9 protein-coding genes and 5 pseudogenes are annotated in these 17,893 nt (G+C 62.2%); 8 read left to right on the top strand and 6 right to left on the bottom strand.

Annotated elements, in window-relative coordinates; translation table 11 throughout:
- Position 1: 1 nt before the first annotated feature.
- The 6 genes and pseudogenes from ACSQ9A_RS30440 (at position 2) to ACSQ9A_RS30415 (ending at position 4,602) form a co-directional block, all read left to right on the top strand.
- On the top strand, positions 2–874 hold the full coding sequence (locus tag ACSQ9A_RS30440; RefSeq protein ID WP_436306631.1) for an ABC transporter permease: 873 nt from the start codon (positions 2–4) through the stop codon (positions 872–874).
- 14 nt (positions 875–888) lie between these two features.
- Positions 889–1,695 carry an ABC transporter permease gene (locus ACSQ9A_RS30435; protein ID WP_436297393.1) on the top strand — a complete coding sequence of 269 codons (807 nt, stop codon included), beginning with the start codon at positions 889–891 and terminating at the stop codon, positions 1,693–1,695.
- Positions 1,682–2,761 carry an ABC transporter ATP-binding protein gene (locus ACSQ9A_RS30430; RefSeq protein ID WP_436297394.1) on the top strand — a complete coding sequence of 360 codons (1,080 nt, stop codon included), beginning with the start codon at positions 1,682–1,684 and terminating at the stop codon, positions 2,759–2,761. The genes ACSQ9A_RS30435 and ACSQ9A_RS30430 overlap by 14 nt, the downstream gene beginning before the upstream one ends.
- A gap of 55 nt (positions 2,762–2,816) precedes the next feature.
- A pseudogene (locus ACSQ9A_RS30425) lies at positions 2,817–2,945 on the top strand (ketopantoate reductase family protein); the annotation flags it as partial.
- Positions 2,946–2,973: 28 nt separating this feature from the next.
- Entirely contained in the window at positions 2,974–3,735 is a 762-nt protein-coding gene (locus ACSQ9A_RS30420) for a ketopantoate reductase family protein (protein WP_436306630.1), read from the top strand.
- 177 nt (positions 3,736–3,912) lie between these two features.
- Entirely contained in the window at positions 3,913–4,602 is a 690-nt protein-coding gene (locus ACSQ9A_RS30415) for a GntR family transcriptional regulator (RefSeq protein WP_436307734.1), read from the top strand.
- On the opposite strand, the pseudogene ACSQ9A_RS30410 reads toward ACSQ9A_RS30415, so the two are convergent.
- From ACSQ9A_RS30410 to ACSQ9A_RS30395, 4 genes and pseudogenes are all read right to left on the bottom strand, one after another.
- A pseudogene (locus ACSQ9A_RS30410) lies at positions 4,586–6,133 on the bottom strand (PHA/PHB synthase family protein); the annotation flags it as partial. The gene ACSQ9A_RS30415 and the pseudogene ACSQ9A_RS30410 sit on opposite strands and share 17 nt — an antisense overlap.
- A gap of 551 nt (positions 6,134–6,684) precedes the next feature.
- Entirely contained in the window at positions 6,685–9,393 is a 2,709-nt protein-coding gene (locus ACSQ9A_RS30405) for a diguanylate cyclase domain-containing protein (RefSeq protein ID WP_436306629.1), read from the bottom strand.
- Positions 9,394–9,698: 305 nt separating this feature from the next.
- A complete protein-coding gene (locus ACSQ9A_RS30400) occupies positions 9,699–12,734 on the bottom strand; it encodes a bifunctional diguanylate cyclase/phosphodiesterase (RefSeq protein WP_436306628.1) in 3,036 nt (1,011 codons plus the stop codon).
- A complete protein-coding gene (locus ACSQ9A_RS30395; protein ID WP_436306627.1) occupies positions 12,731–13,840 on the bottom strand; it encodes a TRAP transporter substrate-binding protein in 1,110 nt (369 codons plus the stop codon). The genes ACSQ9A_RS30400 and ACSQ9A_RS30395 overlap by 4 nt, the downstream gene beginning before the upstream one ends.
- 306 nt (positions 13,841–14,146) lie before the next feature.
- On the opposite strand from ACSQ9A_RS30395, the pseudogene tnpB reads away from it, so the two are divergent.
- Both tnpB and ACSQ9A_RS30385 read left to right on the top strand, forming a co-directional pair.
- Positions 14,147–14,503 (top strand): annotated as a pseudogene (gene tnpB, locus ACSQ9A_RS30390) (IS66 family insertion sequence element accessory protein TnpB); the annotation flags it as partial.
- Between the two features lie 33 nt (positions 14,504–14,536).
- A pseudogene (locus ACSQ9A_RS30385) lies at positions 14,537–15,540 on the top strand (MFS transporter); the annotation flags it as partial.
- 9 nt (positions 15,541–15,549) lie between these two features.
- On the opposite strand, the pseudogene ACSQ9A_RS30380 reads toward ACSQ9A_RS30385, so the two are convergent.
- A pseudogene (locus tag ACSQ9A_RS30380) lies at positions 15,550–16,479 on the bottom strand (IS3 family transposase); the annotation flags it as partial.
- Positions 16,480–17,835 (bottom strand): IS110 family transposase, encoded by a 1,356-nt coding sequence (locus ACSQ9A_RS30375; protein ID WP_436306626.1) that lies wholly within the window; start codon positions 17,833–17,835, stop codon positions 16,480–16,482. It abuts the pseudogene before it with no gap.
- Positions 17,836–17,893 lie beyond the last annotated feature (58 nt).

The following is a 17,893-nucleotide window of genomic DNA, read 5'->3' as shown; positions in this document are numbered from 1 at the left end:
AATGAACCGGCATTCCAGTGGCGCGCTTTACCTGCTCGCGCCCGCATTATTGATGGTGGTGGTCCTGCTCGGGCTGCCACTGCTGATGATTGCGGTCAACAGCTTCAATCACGCAACTTCGCCGGGCGAGCTCTCGCTGAATTTATCGATTGAGAACTACCTCGACATTTTTCGCGATGATTTCTATCCCCGCGTACTGGCGCGCACGCTGATGTCGTCTCTGGCGATCACGGCGCTGACGCTCGTGCTCGGATTTCTGCTGGCATTGAAATTGTGGAAATCCAGGCCACGCGCGCGCATGCTGCTCATGATGATCGTTGTCGCCCCGCTGCTTATCAGCGTGGTTGCGCGAACTTACGGCTGGTTGCTGGTCCTGGGTGAAAAGGGCGCGCTGAACGTGCTCCTTTTGAAGGTAGGCATGGTCGATCACCCTGTCAAATTCCTGTTCAACGAGGGTGCGGTGATATTCGGACTGACCCATCTGCTCGTCGCCTTCCCCGCCCTGTCCATACACGCTTCCCTGGACCGCGTGACCGACGAAATTCTGGAAGCTGCGCAGATGGCCGGAGCCAGCGCTTGGCGAATCTTTGCCGACATTCTGCTGCCGATGACGATTCCGGGCGTGGCCGTTGGCGCCACCTTCTCGTTCACGCTTGCGATGTCGGCCTTCGTTACGCCGGCATTGATGGGCGGCGAACGCAGCGCCCTGGCGCCGCTCATCTACCAGAAGTACATCGTTTCCTACGACTGGGGCTTCGGAGCCGGGCTGGCGATGATCTTCCTCATTGCAGCACTTGTCGGCACTGTCGCCATCACAGCTGCGCTCACGACCCCATACCGGAAGCGTCTGGCGGCCCTGCGCTTGAACACTTGAGATTCTCACTTGAGATGAATGCTTCCTTCCTTCGGATTTCCTTCAACGCCGTCGTCGTCATCTTGCTGGTGTGGATACTCTTGCCGCTGGTGGCGATCGTGGCGGTGTCCTTTGGATTTGACGCCGCGCTGAGTTCGACCCAAGCCCTGACTTTCAAATGGTACACAGCGGCTTGGGAGGTCGCGTCATTCCGCTCGGGCATCTTGACCAGTGCCTTAGTGGCGTGCTGTGCGACCCTTGTCGCAACTGTCGTCGGCGTATCTGCAGCCATCGGATTGAACCGCTGGACTTCAAGCTGGAAAAGCACGGTCGATATGGTCCTGCTTTTACCTGTCCTTGTGCCCGGTCTTGTGACCGGCATCGGCCTTCTGGAAGCGACCGCGCTTGCCGGTTTCGACCTTGGCCACGGCCGGCTGATTGCTGGGCATGCATTGGTCATCATGCCCTATGTCATCCGCACCACCTACTCATGCCTGATGACGCAAGGCAATACGCTTGAAGAAGCCGCGCGCACGCTGGGGGCGAAAGAGCTGCGCATCCTGCTGGAAGTGACGCTGCCCCTTGCGCGTCCCGGCATCATCGCGGGCATGGTATTCGCCTTCATTATTTCGCTCGACGAAGTTCCCGTTTCCTTATTCCTCGCGGACGCCCGGTCCAATACCTTGCCGCTGGCCGTTCTGTCATATCTCCAATACAACTTTGACCCGGCGATATCGGCGATATCGGCGGCACAAGTCATCTTGACCGTCGCTGCCGCGCTGCTTCTCGAGCGGATGTTCGGACTTAAAAACCTGTACGGAGCAGAGCATGGCCGCGCTTGAGTTGATGAAGGTCGGAAAAATCTACGATGGTTATCCGGTGGTTGACGGCATTTCCATCACGGTACCTTCCGGTGAGATCCTTTCCTTGCTGGGCCCCAGTGGCTGCGGAAAAAGCACGACGCTGCGCATGGTTGCCGGACTGGCGAGCGCGGATGAGGGAAAAATCTTGATCGGTGGCCATGACGTGACCAACAAGGCGGCGGCCGAGCGGGAGATCGGCATGGTGTTCCAATCGCTCGCCTTGTTTCCACACATGACCGTTGCAGAAAACGTCGGATTCGGCTTGAAATGCAAGAGTTTGAGTCCGCGCGATCGAACCCCAAAAGTCAACGCTGCACTCGAACGCGTGCGCTTGGGCGGCTTTGAAGAACGCATGCCCGGTCAGTTATCTGGCGGGCAGCGCCAACGCGTTGCTTTGGCCCGCGCCATTGTCACCGACCCGAAACTGTTGCTGCTGGATGAGCCCTTCAGTGCGCTGGACCGCAAGTTGCGCGATGAGATGCAACAGGAAGTGCGCGATGTCATTCGGTCTGTTGGCATCACCGCCCTGTTCGTCACGCACGATCAGGAGGAAGCCATTCGATTGAGTGATCGGATTGCGGTCATGCAAGGCGGAAAAATCATCCAGATCGGATCGCCACGCGACATCTACGAGCGGCCGAAAACACAGTTCGTGGCGGAATTCGTGGGGTCGCCCAACCTTCTGCCCGTCAAGCTGGGTACGAACTTGACGACCTTGGACGGTATCGCCCTCGAGCCTTGCGACGCCGAAGTCCATCAAACGCGCGCAGCAGGCCGATATCTGCTCAACGTGCGCCCGGAACGCGTGCGCCTGCATGACGAAGCACCCGCCAACGGGCAACCAGTCACCGCGACGATCAGCTCATGGGTTTATGAGGGCGGATTCACGACCTATCGCGTGGCACTCGCGGGCAGCCCAGGTGTCACGTGGACGGTGCGCGAGGCGACCAGTGAGGCGGCTGAGCCCAGGGTAAAGGGGCAGCCTGTGTTTCTTTCTTGGAACAAGCGGGATGCGCACATGATCGCGGATCAACAGGCGGCCTAACGCAGGCTGCATTACGCGGGCCGACAACGTTACATCAATTTCCCGGAGAGTGAACATGCGGGTTGTCGTGATGGGCGCAGGCGCCATCGGATTGCTATACGGCGGGTGGCTGCAGAAGGCCGGCGCCGATGTTTGCTTCATCGCGCGCGGAGCGCGTTTGGAGGCCCTGCGGCGCGGGGCCTATCGTCGCCACGGGCCGCCTTCGGTTTGGATTGGACAAGATCGAGGTCGTCGAGGATCCGGCACACGCCAAGCCTGCGGATGTCGTGCTGCTTGCGGTCAAACTCTACGACGTCGAAGCAAGCGCCAAGGTGGCGCTTGCGGCGTTGAAGCCCAACGGTGCCCTGGTCGCAATCCAGAATGGCATCAACGTCTATCGAACGCTCAAGCCCTTGTTGCCAGCCCGGCGCGTTGCGATCGGGTCTGTCTATTCCGTGACCAAGCTGCTGTCCGCCACCGAAGTGACTTACGGCGGAGCGGAGCGCGCCATCCTGGGCAACCCGGAATGCGCACTCCCGCCGGTCGTCGAAGAGATGGTCGAACATTGGAAGGCAGTTGGCGTCGAAGCAAGGATCGCAGCCGACATCAATGAAGTTCTCTGGACGAAATTTGTGGGTTTGGCGACGGGCGCCGCCATGAATTGTCTTTCCAGATTGCCTGCGGGCGTGATTTATCACGACCCCGATCTGGTAGAGATCGTGCAGCAGTCGATTGCAGAGGTGATCGACGTGGGCAGCGCTGTGGGGATCAAACTTCCAGCAGGCACCGCAGAGAACACCCTCGCCTTCCTGAAGTCCTTCCCACCGGATGCCGTGGCATCGATGCGAATTGACCTCGACGCAGGCAAGAGACTGGAACTGGACGGCATAAGCGGCGAGTTGGTCCGTCTTGGCAAGGAACATGGCGTTCCGACGCCGATTCACAAACTTGCCTACGCGGTGCTCAAACATTTCGGGATGGAAGGCCCACATTGAACAGGGCCTGATCTCGGTCCGCGCCGACTCAGCATGTCTGCCCTATGCCCTGGGCGATCAGGCCATGCTGTCGTTACAATGCTGTTTTGTCGATAAAAATAAATTCCGCCTGAACTTTGCCCAGTGCCCGACGGACACCCGCGTTGCATTGACAGCCAGGCAAATTCCGCAGCCCTGATGGAGACCAGAGCGATGAACGACAGCTTAGTGGACGTCGCCGAGCAACGCTTGCGGCACGACATCGTCAACAGCGTGTTTGAGGCGGGAGCAAAGCTGCGCGTTGAAGAGTTGAGCCGGCGTTACACGATGGGCGCGACCCCGGTGCGCGAGGCGCTGTCGCGGCTAAAGACCGAAGGGTTGGTCGAGCTTTCCAACAACCGCGGCTTCCGTGTCCCGCCGCTCACGTTGGAAGACTTGATCGACATTGCAGTCAGTCGCGGAATCGTCGAGAGCGAAGCTGCCATGGATGCGATGCTGCACAAGGACGAAGAGTGGGAGATCAATCTCATTTCCGCGATGGAGCGCCTGCGTCGCAGGGCAACCGCCGACTTGGCAATACCGGAAAATCACGCTGCGCTCTTTGATGCCCATCATCAGTTCCACGCGGCGATGGTTGCAGGCAGCCAATTGAAGCGCCTGCTGGTCGTGCAGGCATGGCTGGAACAACAGCAGAGCCGATACTTCCGCCGCCTTCCGGCTGCAGCACCGGGCTGGAGCGCCCAATTCGTTGCGAGCCACGAAGACCTCCTGGCACTTGCGCTGGGCGAGCGTGATCGTGCGGATCTGTTTGCAAGCGCGTTGCGAAAGCATGCGCTGCTGTCGACCAAAACGCTTGGGAATGGCGATGTGTTTGGTGTTCGGGAGTAGACCACTTCGTTTCGGGGTCGGTGTGCTGCTGGCCACCGCTCCAGTAGCTGCGCTTGTACTTGCTCGCAGGATTGATGACGCCGGCGATGTGGCCGCTGGCGCCGAGCACGATTGCGACGCGCAGCCGGACCAACTGCGTCGTCGCGTAGGCCGAGCGCCACGGCACGATATGGTCTTCCTTGGTCGCCAGCACGAAGCTCGGCACGTCGATGCGCCCGAGGTCCACCGGCGTGCCGCACACCGTCAGCTTGTTCGGCACGCGCAGATTGTTCTCGAGGTACATGTTGCGCAGGTACCAGGAGTACATAGGACCAGGCAGGTTGGTGGCGTCGGCGTTCCAGTACAAAAGGTCGAAGGCCTCGGGCTGTTTGCCCTTCAAATAGTTGTCGATGACGTTGGGCCAGATCAGGTCGTTGGCGCGCAGTGTCTGGAAGACGAAGCCGAGCTCGGCGCCGGGGTAGATGCCACCCTTGCCGATGGCTTGCTCGCGCTGCCGAACCCCCTGCTCGTCGATGAACACGCCCAGGTCGCCGGGCTCACGGAAGTCGAGCAGTGTCGTCAGCAGGGTCAAGCTGGCCACGGACACGTCGCCGCGAGCGCGCAGTACGGCCAGCGCAGACGACAGGATCGTGCCGCCGACGCACCAGCCGACGGCGTTGACCTTGTCTGCACCGCTGACTTGATGCGTCACAGCGATCGCCTTCATGGCGCCGCGCTCGATGTAGTCGTCCCAGGTGAGGTGGCCCCAGCTGGCATCGGTGTTGCGCCAGGACACCAGGAAAACGGTCTGCCCCTGCTCGGCGGCATAGCGCACGAACGAGTTCTCGGGCTGCAGGTCGAGGATGTAGAACTTGTTGATACAAGGCGGCACGATCAGCAGCGGGCGTGCCGCCACCTGCTTGGTCAGCGGGGCGTACTGGATCAACTGGAACAAGTCGTTCTCGAAGACCACCGACCCTTCGGAGACGGCGACGTTGCGGCCGACTTCAAAGGAGTTCTCGTCGGTGATCGTCAGGCGTCCGTTGCGCAGATCGGCCAGCAGGTTGGCGAGTCCGGCGCGCAGGCTCTCGCCAAGGGTCTCGATGGCCAGCTTGAGCACGTCGGGGTTGGTGGCCGTGAAGTTCGCCGGACTCATGGCGTCGATGAGCTGGTTGGCGTAGAAGCGCAGCTTGCACTTGGCCGCATCATCGAGGCCGGAGGTCTCGACGACATCGTGGATCAGCCGAGAGTTGAGGAGGTAGCTCTGCTTGATCAGGCTGTACACCGGCTTCTCGCGCCAGTCGCTGCCGTGAAAGCGCCGGTCGCCACGATCGGGCGCAACGAGCGGCTCGGCAAGTGCGCCGGCGCCGCTCATCATCTGCGACCACAGCATGACCTGCTGCTGGAAGTGGTTCAGTTGCAGCCCGACCAGCCGTGCAAGGTTGCTCTCGCTGGGCGAGCCCCAGGCCTGCTGGCCTGATGGCAGCAGGCTTTGCCCGAGCTTCAGGAAGCCCTGCACGAACTCATCCGGCATGTTGAACGGCAAGGTCACGTTTCGCTCCTCTTGCGAATGTCTCGGCGCTCGCGCAGGTCTATGAGGGGTGATCTCGGTTTTCATGCACTTTGTGGCGCCCCGGTCCGCCCTGAATCGCTCCCTGATCTCCTTTGCTTCGTCGGGCAGCAGGCTGAAGAACCGGGCGACATCGAACTCGGACAGGGTCCGAGGAAGCCGGTCGGCGCCGACGAAACGCAGGTGGTAGCTGGACACGGGGGTCTCTTGCGGTTCTGGCTCCGGGCCAGGGTAGCCAGCGACGAAGCACCGGAATTCTGCGCTTCCCGGCAGGGCTGCGGAACCGGGGCGCCACAAAGTGCATGAAAACCGAGATCACCCCGGACAGGCTCCCGCCATGGCCAACGCTCGCCTGCCACTCTGGTAGCCCCGCTGCCAGGTACGTTCCCGGGATTCGCATCGCCCTCGCTGCTTCGACGCTCCTGGAGATCAAAGCCCAATTGCCGCACCGTCCGTGGAGGGAACCGAGCGATCATCAGCGTATGCTCCATGCGGCAAGAGCGAAAAGTCCCAGCATCTCGTGCCTTGCCGGTCTAAGTCGCATGCGCGGCACTGCGAGCCATTGCGAAGCGATCGCGCCCCGCCGCCTTGGCGTTGTAGAGCGCGGCGTCGGCTTGTGCCAGCAACTCTGCCGCCGTGATCGGGCCCTCGCCAGGGCGGCTGAAGGCAACCCCGATGCTGCTTGTGACCTCCAGCAGCTGGCCGTCGACCTGGAACGCCGGCTCGCGAATTCCCTCGACGATCTTGCCTGCTATCAGCGCCGCAGCATCCTCCGAGTTGATGTCCTCGAGCACGATCACGAATTCGTCGCCCGCCAGGCGCGCCACCATGTCCGAGCTTCGCACGCTCTCATGCAGGCGTCTTGCAAATTCCGTTAGCACCTCGTCGCCGCTCGCGTGCCCGAGCGTGTCGTTGATGGACTTGAAGCGGTCCACGTCGAGGAACATCAGGGCGAGCGCGCTGCCGGTACGCCTGGCGCGCGCGATCGTGTTGGACAGGTATTCGTTGAAAGCAAGCCGGTTCGGAAGGCCGGTGAGCGTGTCCACGCGGGCAAGCTCGATCAGCTTGCGCTCCACCTGTTTGAGCGCCGTGATGTCGAGGCTGAGCGAGAAGATGCCGTGGGTTTTCCCGTCTGCGCCGATGTCCGGCACGTAGATGACGTGCGTGATGCGATCGAAATCCCCGCGCTTGGTCTCGGCCTCGAACTCGACCCGCTCGCCCGCCAAGGCCCGCTCGATCGTCGCCTTGCGCACGAGATAGAGATCGGGGCCGGCGATGTCTTGGATGTGCTTGCCCACCAGGGTGGAGGGTTCCACACCGAGCCATTCCCGGTAGGTGCCATTGGCGAAGGTGATCTTCTGGTCGCGGTCGATGTAGGTGATCAGCGCCGGCATGTTGTCCGTGATCGTGCGCAGGCGCTTCTCGCTTTCAATCACCCGCAGTTCCGCCTCCTTCAGTGCCGTGATGTTGAAGGTCATCAGGTAGAAGCCCAACACCCTTCCCTCCGGGTCCTTGTCCGGGATCAGGTTGACCTGGAAGTAGCCGTCCTTGCCGCGCAGCGGGGCATGCACCGGGAAACGCACGGGCTTTCCAGCAAGAACGCTGGGGAGGTGTGGCTCGTGTTGCGCGTATACCGCATCGCCCACGGAAGAACGCAGGGTCACGCCGCCGGGCGTTCCATCGCCAAGATCCGCCATCTGCCGCGCCCGGCTGTTGCCGTAGAGGAAATTCTCCCCGCGATCGAAGTACCCGACCAGCGCAGGGATGCTGTCGGTGATGTCTCGCAGCCGCTTCTCCTGCAGACCTAGCGCCTTCTGGGCGTTGACTTCATCCGTGATGTCGAAGGTCATCGCGAAGATGCCCTGGACCGTCCCCCCCGTGTCCCGGTCGGGGATGAAGTGCGTTTTGTGGGTCCGATCGCCGAGGCCGCGTGCCGGGTCCCCGTTCTTTTCGAAGACGACCGTCTCCCCCGCGAGTGCGCGGCGGTAGTGAGGCTCGACGACGGCAAATTCCTCCGCGCCCCGCACCTCGGCCACCGATCTTCCGATCAGCCCTTCGTTGCCGTGCAGTGCCCTGATCTGCGCGTTGACGAAGGTGTAGTGCAGGGAAGCGTCCACATGCGAGACCAGCGCCGGAATGTTGTCCGTGATGGTGCACAGCCGTGCCTCGCCGGCGCGCTGCTGCTGCATCAGCTGGTCGAAGGTGCGGGCCAGATCGCCGATCTCGTCATGGGCATAGGTGGGCGGCGCACGCGAGGCCGACACGTGATCGTCTTGCGCCACGCGCATGTGCAGGTGCAGTTCGGCCAGGGGCCTGAGGTGCTGCCGCACGAAGGCCAGTCCGAGTGCCCCTGCGAGCAAGGAGAGGGTGAGCGCGCCGGCCCATGCGACCCGCGCGACGGCTTCGATCGGCGCGAAGGCTTCGCTGCGCGGATACATGGCGCCGACGATCCAGGGGGTCTGCTGGATGCGCTTGAACGAATAGAGGCCCCGCAGGCCTGCCCGGTTGGACCCTTCGGCCGTGCCCTCGAAGCCGGCGAGCGCCTGGTCGGTCTCGCTGTCCTCGCCGCCATCGGCGTTGAACTGCGTCAGGATGAGCGACTTGCGAGGATGGTCGATCACGATGCCGTCGGTGGTGATGATGAAAAGGTAGCCGGCGGCGCCGAACTTGATGTCTGCAAGCTCGCCCAGGAAGTTGCGCTCTCCCAGGTTGATTGCGCCGGATATCACGAACTGCAATTGCCCGGCGCGGTCGAGCACCGGCTGCGTGATTGCAACCTGAGCTTGGCCGTTGAGGCGGTTGCTGTACGGCTGCGAAATCCTGCCCGCCTTGGATGCGACGGTTTCCTTGAAGTACGTCCGATCCGCGATGCTCACCTGTCCCATATGAGGCGAGGCGTTGAGGCTTGCGACCAGCCGGCCGTCGGTGTCGAAGAACGCGACATTGGCGAAGGCTTCCCGCAGCGATGCGTGCTCTCCGAGAAAAGCCTGCAAGGCCTCGGGATCGGCGAAGGCATGCGACCTCGTGCTATCGGCGAGGGTCTTCAGCAGCGTTCGGCGGCTGACGAACTTCTGGTCCACCGCGTCGGCGATCGCAGTGACGCGGGCGAACTGCTCGTTCGCAATCGACGACTGCCTGCTGAACTTGACCAGGTGCAATGCGACCGTGGCAACCGCCAGCGTGGCTGCGAGTACCACCGCAGCGACGCCGAGGCTGAGGCGCGTGTTCAGGCTGATGCGCATGTTCTTACACGGGGAAGTTTCATGGTGATGCGCGCGTTGCGGCACGGCGGCCAGCGCGCCATCGCGCCATCGCGTCCCGCGCGAGACCTTCCTCGATCTGCGCGGCTTGCAGGGGCTCCTGCGACCACAAAGGCCATGACACCCAGGCATGGGTCCCGTCGAGTGCCCTACGATGGTTCCGGATCCATACGCAAAGTAGCATCAAGGTCCGAGCTCCTGCACTCCGGCGCTCCTGGTTGACCGGCTTCGACCGCCCCAGCGGCCGAAGCGGCTCCTGTTGCAAATCGGCCCGCGGCGGTCTGAGTTCATCCCACCATCTCGAGGTCGAGCTGGGCTTCGAATTCCGGCAGTGGCACCGGCTTGCTGAACAGATAGCCCTGGAATAGCGTGCAGCGATGCTTCTCGAGAAAGCCGAGTTGCTGTCGCGTTTCAACGCCTTCCGCCACGACCTCCAGCTCTAGGTTGCGCGCCATGCCGATGATGGTCTGGATGATCGATTCGACCTTGGGATCGATGCCGATGTTCTGGACGAAGGACTTGTCGATCTTGATCTGGTTCAGCGGAAGCTGCGTCATGTAGGAAAGTGACGAATAGCCCGTGCCGAAATCGTCCAGCGAGAAGCGGATGCCCATCGCAGCGAGCGACTTCATCTTCTCGATGGTGTCCGTCACGTTGTCGTGTACGAGGCTTTCGGTCAGTTCGAGCTTGAGTCGTGTCGGGTCGGCGCCCGTCCGGCTGAGCACCTCCCGGACCTTCTGCACGAAATCGCTTTCCCGAAACTGCCGCGCACTGACGTTGACGGCCAGCCCCAAGTCTCGCCGACTGGGATGATGACTCCAGCGTTCCAGCTGCTCGCATGCTGCCTCCAGGACCCACAAACCCAAAGGCACGATCAACCCGGTCTCTTCGGCCAGGTCGATGAAATTGAAGGGCGGCACCATGCCTCGCGTCGGGTGCTGCCAGCGCAGCAGGACCTCCGCGCTCGTGATCTGACCGCTCGAGGTCACCTGGGACTGGTAGTGCAGCAGGAACTGATCACCCGCGAGCGCGGAGCGCAACTCGCGCTCGAGCGTCGCGCGAGCCGTGATCGTGGCCTGCATCGGTGCCTCGAAGAAGCGCATGGCGTTTCCGCCGGCAGTCTTGGCGTAGTACATGGCAATGTCGGCCTGCTTCAGCAGTGCTTCGAGCGACTGCTGCTGGCCATCGAAGAGCGTGACCCCCATGCTGCAGGTGCCGTGGTACTGGTGGGCGCCAAGGAGATAGGGTTGACTGAGTTCGGCGAGCATCGCCTCGCCGACACCCGCGGTCTGCCGCAACGCCACGTCCGGGTCCTCGCCGAGGCTTTGCAGCATCATCACGAACTCGTCGCCGCCGAGCCGCGCAAGCGTGTCGCCATTGCGCGTATTGGCGTTGAGCCGCGTCGCCACATGCTTGAGCAGGACGTTGCCCGTCTCGTGGCCATGGGCGTCGTTGACCAGCTTGAAGTTGTCCAGATCCAGGAACAGCAGGGCGCCGTGCCGGCCATGTCGTGCATTGGCGTCGATGGCCCCCTCCAGCCGATTCAGCAAGAGCCGACGATTGGGCAGGCCCGTGAGAACGTCATAGAACGCCAGGTGCTCGATCTCCCGGGCTGCCAGCTTGGTATCGGTGATGTTGCGCAGGATGACGATGAAGCGCGGTTCCTCCTCCTCGTCAAGGTACTTGCGCGACACCGAAATCTCGAACCATGTCGCTCCCTGCGCGGCGGGACGCTCGAACTGGCGGCCTCGAGAAAAGCCCACCGTATGGGCTTCGTGAAGCGCTGCCATCACCTCCGCCGCGCCCTGCGCGGGCAGGAACTCGCTCAGCAGCCTGCCGACGGGGTCCTGGGCGTCGACGACGGAGGGCGCGGCGCGCGGCGCATGGAACAGATGGCAACGCCCATCCAGCCCGGCCTCCAGCAGCAGATCTGGCAACGCGTCCAGCGTCGCCTGCAACTGCGCCTTGCTTTCCACGATGGCGGCGGTATGCCGCCTTTTCTCGGTGACGTCGCGATACACGCACACGAGCCCGCCGTCGGGTGTGCGGCTTCTGATGCAGACGATGATCTGGCCGCCGGGCAGGACGATCTCCTCTTCGTCCTGCGTCCCGCCGGCCAGAGCCGACTCCGCGCGGCCCTCTGCGTGGCGCTGGCTCTCGGGACCCCCACGGCCCAGGCGCGCGGCCGTCTGGTCGATGACGCACTGAAATGGCAGGCCCGAAGCGATCGTCGCCTCGGCCCAGGGAAAGATTTTCAGGAAGCGCCGGTTCCAGGTCACGATGTGATCCTGCGCATCGAGCAGCACGAAGCCATCCACCATGGACTCCAGCGCCTGGTCCAATGTTGATTTCGAGCGCACAAGCTGAGCGCTGGAGCGCCACAGGCGCCGCAGTTGGATGTGGGCGAAGCAGCTGACCAGCAGGATCATCAGCGCAAAGCTCAGCGCCGTTCCCAGGATGAACGAGCGCTGCGCGCGCCAGTCTTCCAGCACAAAACTGAGGGGGATGCTCGCGACGATCAGCAGGTTCCGGTGCAGCGTGGGACGTGCAACAACAATGGCCTGCTCGCCGCTGAGGCGCGCGGCCATTCGCATGGCGCGTCCGTCGCTGGTCTGCTCGCTCAGTGCCGGCAGGATGGCGCGACCCGAGCGATCGTCGTGCGCAGGCACGCTGGCCAGCAACGGCCCGGCATTGCGCTCCAGCGTGACCTGCAGCCCCTTGATGTCAGCACCCTGCGTAAGGATCGTGGTCAGCAGGGAAGTCGGCACTTCGGCCACGGCCACGATCGTGCTCCCGTCGGACAGCCGCATGCTGCGGGCAAAGTAAAGCACCTGCTGCGAGCTGAACTGACTGATCGTCGGCGTGCTGATGTCCAGCGTCGAGACGGACTGTGCCGCAACGCGCTCCAGGAACTCAGGGGGCACTTGCACCGTCAGCTTGTCTCGCCGTCGATCGGATGACGACAGCACGGCGCCGTCCGGCCGCAGAAGAGCAATGTGCCGCACCAGCAGGTTCTGGCGCACGACCGCATCCAGCAGCTGCAAGGCGTCGGGTCTCAGCGCGTTCGTTGCCACTGTTGCTGCAGTGGACGACTGCAGAAACTGTCCCTGGACGGCGAGGAGCATGTCGATGCTGAGCAGGCCGCGATTGAGCGCGGCTTCCGATCCGCTCACGAATCGCATCGCCAGGCGCTCGCTGTCGGACATCGCCTTCTTGCGCATTTCCCATGTCATGATGGTGGCGCTCGCAAGGATCCCGAGGAGAAACAGCGTCGCCACACCGTAGATGAATGCGGTGGTGCGGCGAGGCAGGCGCCTGTTCACTGTGCCGGCGCCTTGATTCCCGTCGCCGGTCCGACGGTCTGGGTCCATACCTGCGCGCAGAGGGAGCCACAGCGCTGCAGCCACTTGGCCAATACCTTCGTCGCGAAGATCTCCCTCCCGCGCTGTTGATCTTCTGCGGAGGGGCGCGCCTCGACCATCGCGCCTCTCCTGTCGGGTGTGCATGCGGCGGCACCGGTGTTGCACGCCACGCCCTCACTGGTCTCGCGCGCCGACTCGGTCCACACAGCGGCTTCGAGCTTCGGAAGCTCGCGTCGCAACAGCGTCTTCAGTTCCGTCGGCAGCGCATTCCAGGCATCCTTGTTCGCGCCGAAAATCGCAAGCCCCCAGTTGATGGGCATCGTGTAGATAGAGCTCGTGACGCGATGCAGCCCCAGGGTGTTGCCCGACATCGCGCCGGTGATCGCGCAGTCCGTGTTGCCCGAGTTCATGTTGGACATTAGCTCTGAGAACTCGGTGAAGACCGGCGTGCCGTTCAGCGCCCGGACGAAATCGGCTTGCGCGGCACCCGAGACGCGGATGCGCCGGCCCGCCAGGTCAGTCAGATGCTTCATCTGCTGCTTGCAGAAGACGACCTGCGCTGGATAGACGTAGATCGCGAGCAGCTCCACGTCGTGACGTTCGCGCAAGGTGCTCTCCAGATACGGTCGGAATACACTGACGACACGCCGCAGCGATGGCATGTCCGCATTCAGGCCCGCCAGGTCCGGCGCCCCCAGCTCGGCATGGTCGTTGGAGATCTGGCTCAGCAGCGCCGTGCCGAACGGAACCACCCCCAGCTTCATGAGGTTGAGCATTTCCGGCCCGGGAACCCCGGCCTGGTTGAACGGAACGATGCTTGCGCTGTACTTGCCGCCGCTCAGGCGGGCCAGCTCCTGGTTCCAGAAGGGCTCCTCGTGCCGCGTGTATTGACTCACGCTGGCGAGTCCGCCGACGACGCGAAGCCGCTGCGCAGATGCAGCTTGCGCGGCAGCGCTCGCAGACGTGAGGCTCAGCACCAGCGCGCCGAAGTAAACCAAAAGCGTGCATCGTCGGTGGAGTGTGCAGTTGCGTAAGGCCATGGCGAAATGATGGTGCAATTCGAGCACCTGCGACCAGTCTTTCTTGCAGGGCCCGCGTGCATTTTTTTGCAGAGGCCGTATTGCAACTGCCTCAGGCAAGCTCGCATTGGCTCTGTCTCGGCGTCGGGACTGACAACAGGTATAGCGTTTCGCCTACGACCTTCTTTTCGAAGCGCATGGGTCGTGTCCGCCCATCGGACGCGCTTGATGATCCGTGATTCAAGAGAAAGTTCTAACGCGCGTCGGACCTTAAGTCGATGATTGCGCTGTCGGTCAGCTTCTTGATATCGGAGCGTCGGCTCACTATGTGCGCGCCTAATCGGTGGTATTGGCATGGTGATGACACAGGCAACAGCTACCGACTCTGGTGCAGATGTCGAGCCGACTGCCATGTTCCGCCTCGACGAGGGGCTGAAGGTGTACCTGCACCGCGAGCCGGTGGACTTCCGCCTGAGCATCAACGGCCTGGCAGTGCTGGTGGAGCAAGCCCTTGGCCTGGACCCCTTCGCCTCGTGCGCATACGTGTTCAGCAACCGCCGGCGCAATCGGGTGAAGATCCTGGGGTGGGAGCGCAACGGCTTCTGGCTTCTGATGAAGCGTCTCGAGGAGGACAAGTTCATCTGGCCCTCGGCCGAGGTGGTTCCCACGCTGACAGTGGAACAGCTGCACTGGCTGCTCGATGGAATCGACATTGGCGTGGTGCAACGCCACCCCCATCTGCGCTACGGATGGCGCATTCCGTTCCTTGCGTCTATCTTGCTCCTTGCCGTGTCGGTCTGGATTCGGCTCAGCCTGAGGGAGTCTCCGACCTTTCAGAAAATGAAAGCCGAAGGCCGCACGTCCAAGGCACCTCTGTCTGAAGCGTTTGGCCAGTGGGGCAATCTGAAGCTCGTGTTGATCGCGCTGTTCGGGCTGGTGATGGGGCAATCGGTGATTTGGTACACCGGTCAGTTTTACGCGCTCTTCTTTTTGCTTGGTCCGCTGAAGGTTGATGGCACGACGGCAAGCATTCTGGTGGCTATTGCCCTGGCAATCGGTACGCCGTTCTTCATTTTCTTCGGCGCCCTGTCCGACAAGATCGGTCGCAAGCCCATCATCATGGCCGGCTTTCTGCTGGCTGTACTCACCATATTCCCGCTGTTCAAGGCTCTGACGGCAGCGGCAAACCCTGACCTCGCTGCAGCTCAAGCAGCATCCCGTGTGACAGTCACTGCGGATCCAGCTGATTGCTCCGTGCAATTCAACATGACGGGTATTTCGAAATTCACCAAGTCATGCGACATCGCCAAGCAGCTTCTCTCGGCCAACTCTGTGAGCTATGACACGGTGGCGTCGACGGGGGTAGCCAAGATAACAGTTGGAGATCAAATTATCGAGTCGTACAGTCCCGCTAGCGTTTGGCCGGAGGACCTCAAAGGCCGCTAGATCGCTTTCAAGAAAGATGTAGCGACTGCCCTGTCGCGCAGCGGATATCCTCTCAAGGCGGATCCGAACAAGATGAACAAGCCGGTCATCGTAGCGATCCTCGCCCCCCTGGTGATCTATGCCGCCATGATCTAGGCCCCATGGCAGCAACTCTCATCGAACTGTTCCCTACACGCATCCGCTACACGTCGATGAGCGTGCCGTATCACGTGGGGAATGGTTGGTTCGGTGGACTGCTTCCCGCAAGCGCCCTCGCGATCGTTTTGGAGACATGTGACCTTGCCCCTGGAATCCGTATCCCATAGCTGAGCTCATAAGTTGGCTTGCTTTGGTTGATTTGCAAACCAATCCTGCTCGAACTGCATCGGGCTGATGTAAGCCAGCGTCGAGTGAAGTCGATTGCGGTTGTACCAGAGCAGCCACGCAACGGTTTCATCCTTGGCCTCGCGCTTGGTTTCGAAGCGTTGTCCGTGCAGCCGCTCCACCTTCAATGACCCGAACAGAGTTTCGCTGCAGGCGTTGTCCCAGCAGTTTCCTTTGCGACTCATCGAGCTGGTGATGCCGTACTCCTTGAGCACATCCCTGAAGTCGTGGCTGGCGTACTGGCTGCCACGGTCGCTGTGGAAGATCAATCCTGCCTGCTTGCCAGGATGACGCTTGAACCACGCCATGCGCAGCGCATCGATCACGAGCTCGCGCGTCATGTCATCTCGCAGCGACCAACCCACCACCTGGCGGCTGAACAGATCGATGACCACCGCCAGGAACAGCCAGCCCTCGTCGGTGGCGATGTAGGTGATGTCGCCCGCCCAGACCTTGTCGGGCTCACTCACGGTGAACCCGCGGTTCAGCAGGTTGGGCGAGATCGGCAGGTCGTGGCGACTGTCGGTGGTGACCTTGAAGCGCCGCTTGCCCTTGGCGCGGATGCCGTGGCGTTGCATCAGCTTTTGAATCCGGTCCTTGCCCACGCGGATGCCACGTGCGAGAAGCTCTTTCCACATGCGCGGCCACCCGTAGCCGCCACGTGTCTCGGCATGGATGGCCTTGATGTGCACCAGCAAGGCATCGTCGCTCAGATGACGGCGCTGCGCGCCGCTGGCCTTGCGCACGAAGTGCTCGTGATATCCCGTCAAACTGATTCGCAGCACTCGGCATTGCACCGAGATCGGCCACACTCGTCGGTGGCGTTGGACGAAGGCGTACTTCACCGCTGCGCTTTCGCGAAGTACGCCGTGGCTTTCCTAAGAAACACTCTGCGTTGCTGCCTCTTGGAGGGTGAAGCCGAATTCTGCGGCGCGGCGATGCAGCTGCTTGACGACCCGTTCCCGGTATCGGCGCTCGTAGTGGTCTGCACCGGGGTCCTGGTAACGGATGCCGAACCGCATGGCGTTGTAAAAGAGCACCGCGATCTTGCGCGCGGTCGCGGTTACGGCCTTGGCCTTGCCAACGCGCGCCGCCAGACGTCGATAGAACGCGCCCAGCGCGGTGTTGGTTCGACCGACGGTGACGGCGGCGAGTCGCAGGTGCGCACTCACCCGGTTGGTCGTCTTGCGCGTGTGCGCGGACAGCACCTTGCCACCGCTGATTTTGCAGCCTGGCGCCAAGGTCAACCACGACGTGAAGTGCTTGGCCGTCGGCCACCTGCTCAGGTCAGTCCCGCACTCAGCGATCAAGCGCAGTGCCAAGTAGGGCCCGATACCGTGAATCTGAGTCAAGTCCACGCCTGTGAGCTGATACAGCGGTCCTCGGGTATCGAAGCTCACGGCATTGGGCTGGACTGTCTTGTGCCGTGGTTTGGGCAGCGGCTCGACGGGGTCCTGCTTGTCGGCGTTCAACACGACCAGCGTGCGTTCGATCTGCGCATCGCATTCGCTAAGGCGCAGTTGGTAGAAGTCGTACAGGGTCAACGCCTGCGTCAACGCGAAGACGTGCTCGGGTTGGTAGTTCCCAACCAGCGCGGCGCGCACAGTCGCCATGCTGGCCTTGCAGCGCACGTCTCGCATCGTCGCGAGCACGTCTGGATTGCGTTGGCCATTGACGATGGCACGGACGATCTTCATTCCTGTTACGCCAGTCACGTCGCAGACCACATGGTGCAGCTGCAGATTCATCAGGGTCAGCGCCTTCTGCATGTGCTGGATGTGAGCGGCGGCGTAGTCAAGATGACTCTCGCGCAGCCGCAGGTAAGCCCTCAACGCAGCGATGTCGCGTTCGGGCCGGAAGCTCGGGCGAAGCAGGCCACAGGCATGCAGCCGCTGCAGCCACTGCGCATCGTTGACGTCACTTTTGCGGCCAGGTACCGCACGAGCCTCACGGGCATTGGCGACGATGACTTCGATGCCCCGACTCTGCAATATCTCGTACACGGGCACCCAATACACGCCGGTGGATTCCATGGCCACGGTCTCGATGCCAATCGACATCAGCCAATCTGCCATTCGCTCGATGTCACCGGTAAAAGCCTGGAACGTCTGCACGGCCTCCTCACACAACTCGGGCGCGACACCGACCACATGGAATCGCGAGCCGATGTCGATGCCCGCAGCGCGGTCATGAATAACGGGAAGGCCCGCCGGCTTGATGGATCGTCTTGCCATGATCACCTCCTATCGGTTGAGCACGCCGGACGGGGACTCGGATCAGATCAATTTCCTA

It is taken from the genome of Variovorax sp. LjRoot290 (genome assembly GCF_964253985.1).
Lineage (GTDB): Bacteria > Pseudomonadota > Gammaproteobacteria > Burkholderiales > Burkholderiaceae_C > Variovorax.
This window is presented reverse-complemented; position numbering and strand designations above follow the sequence as displayed.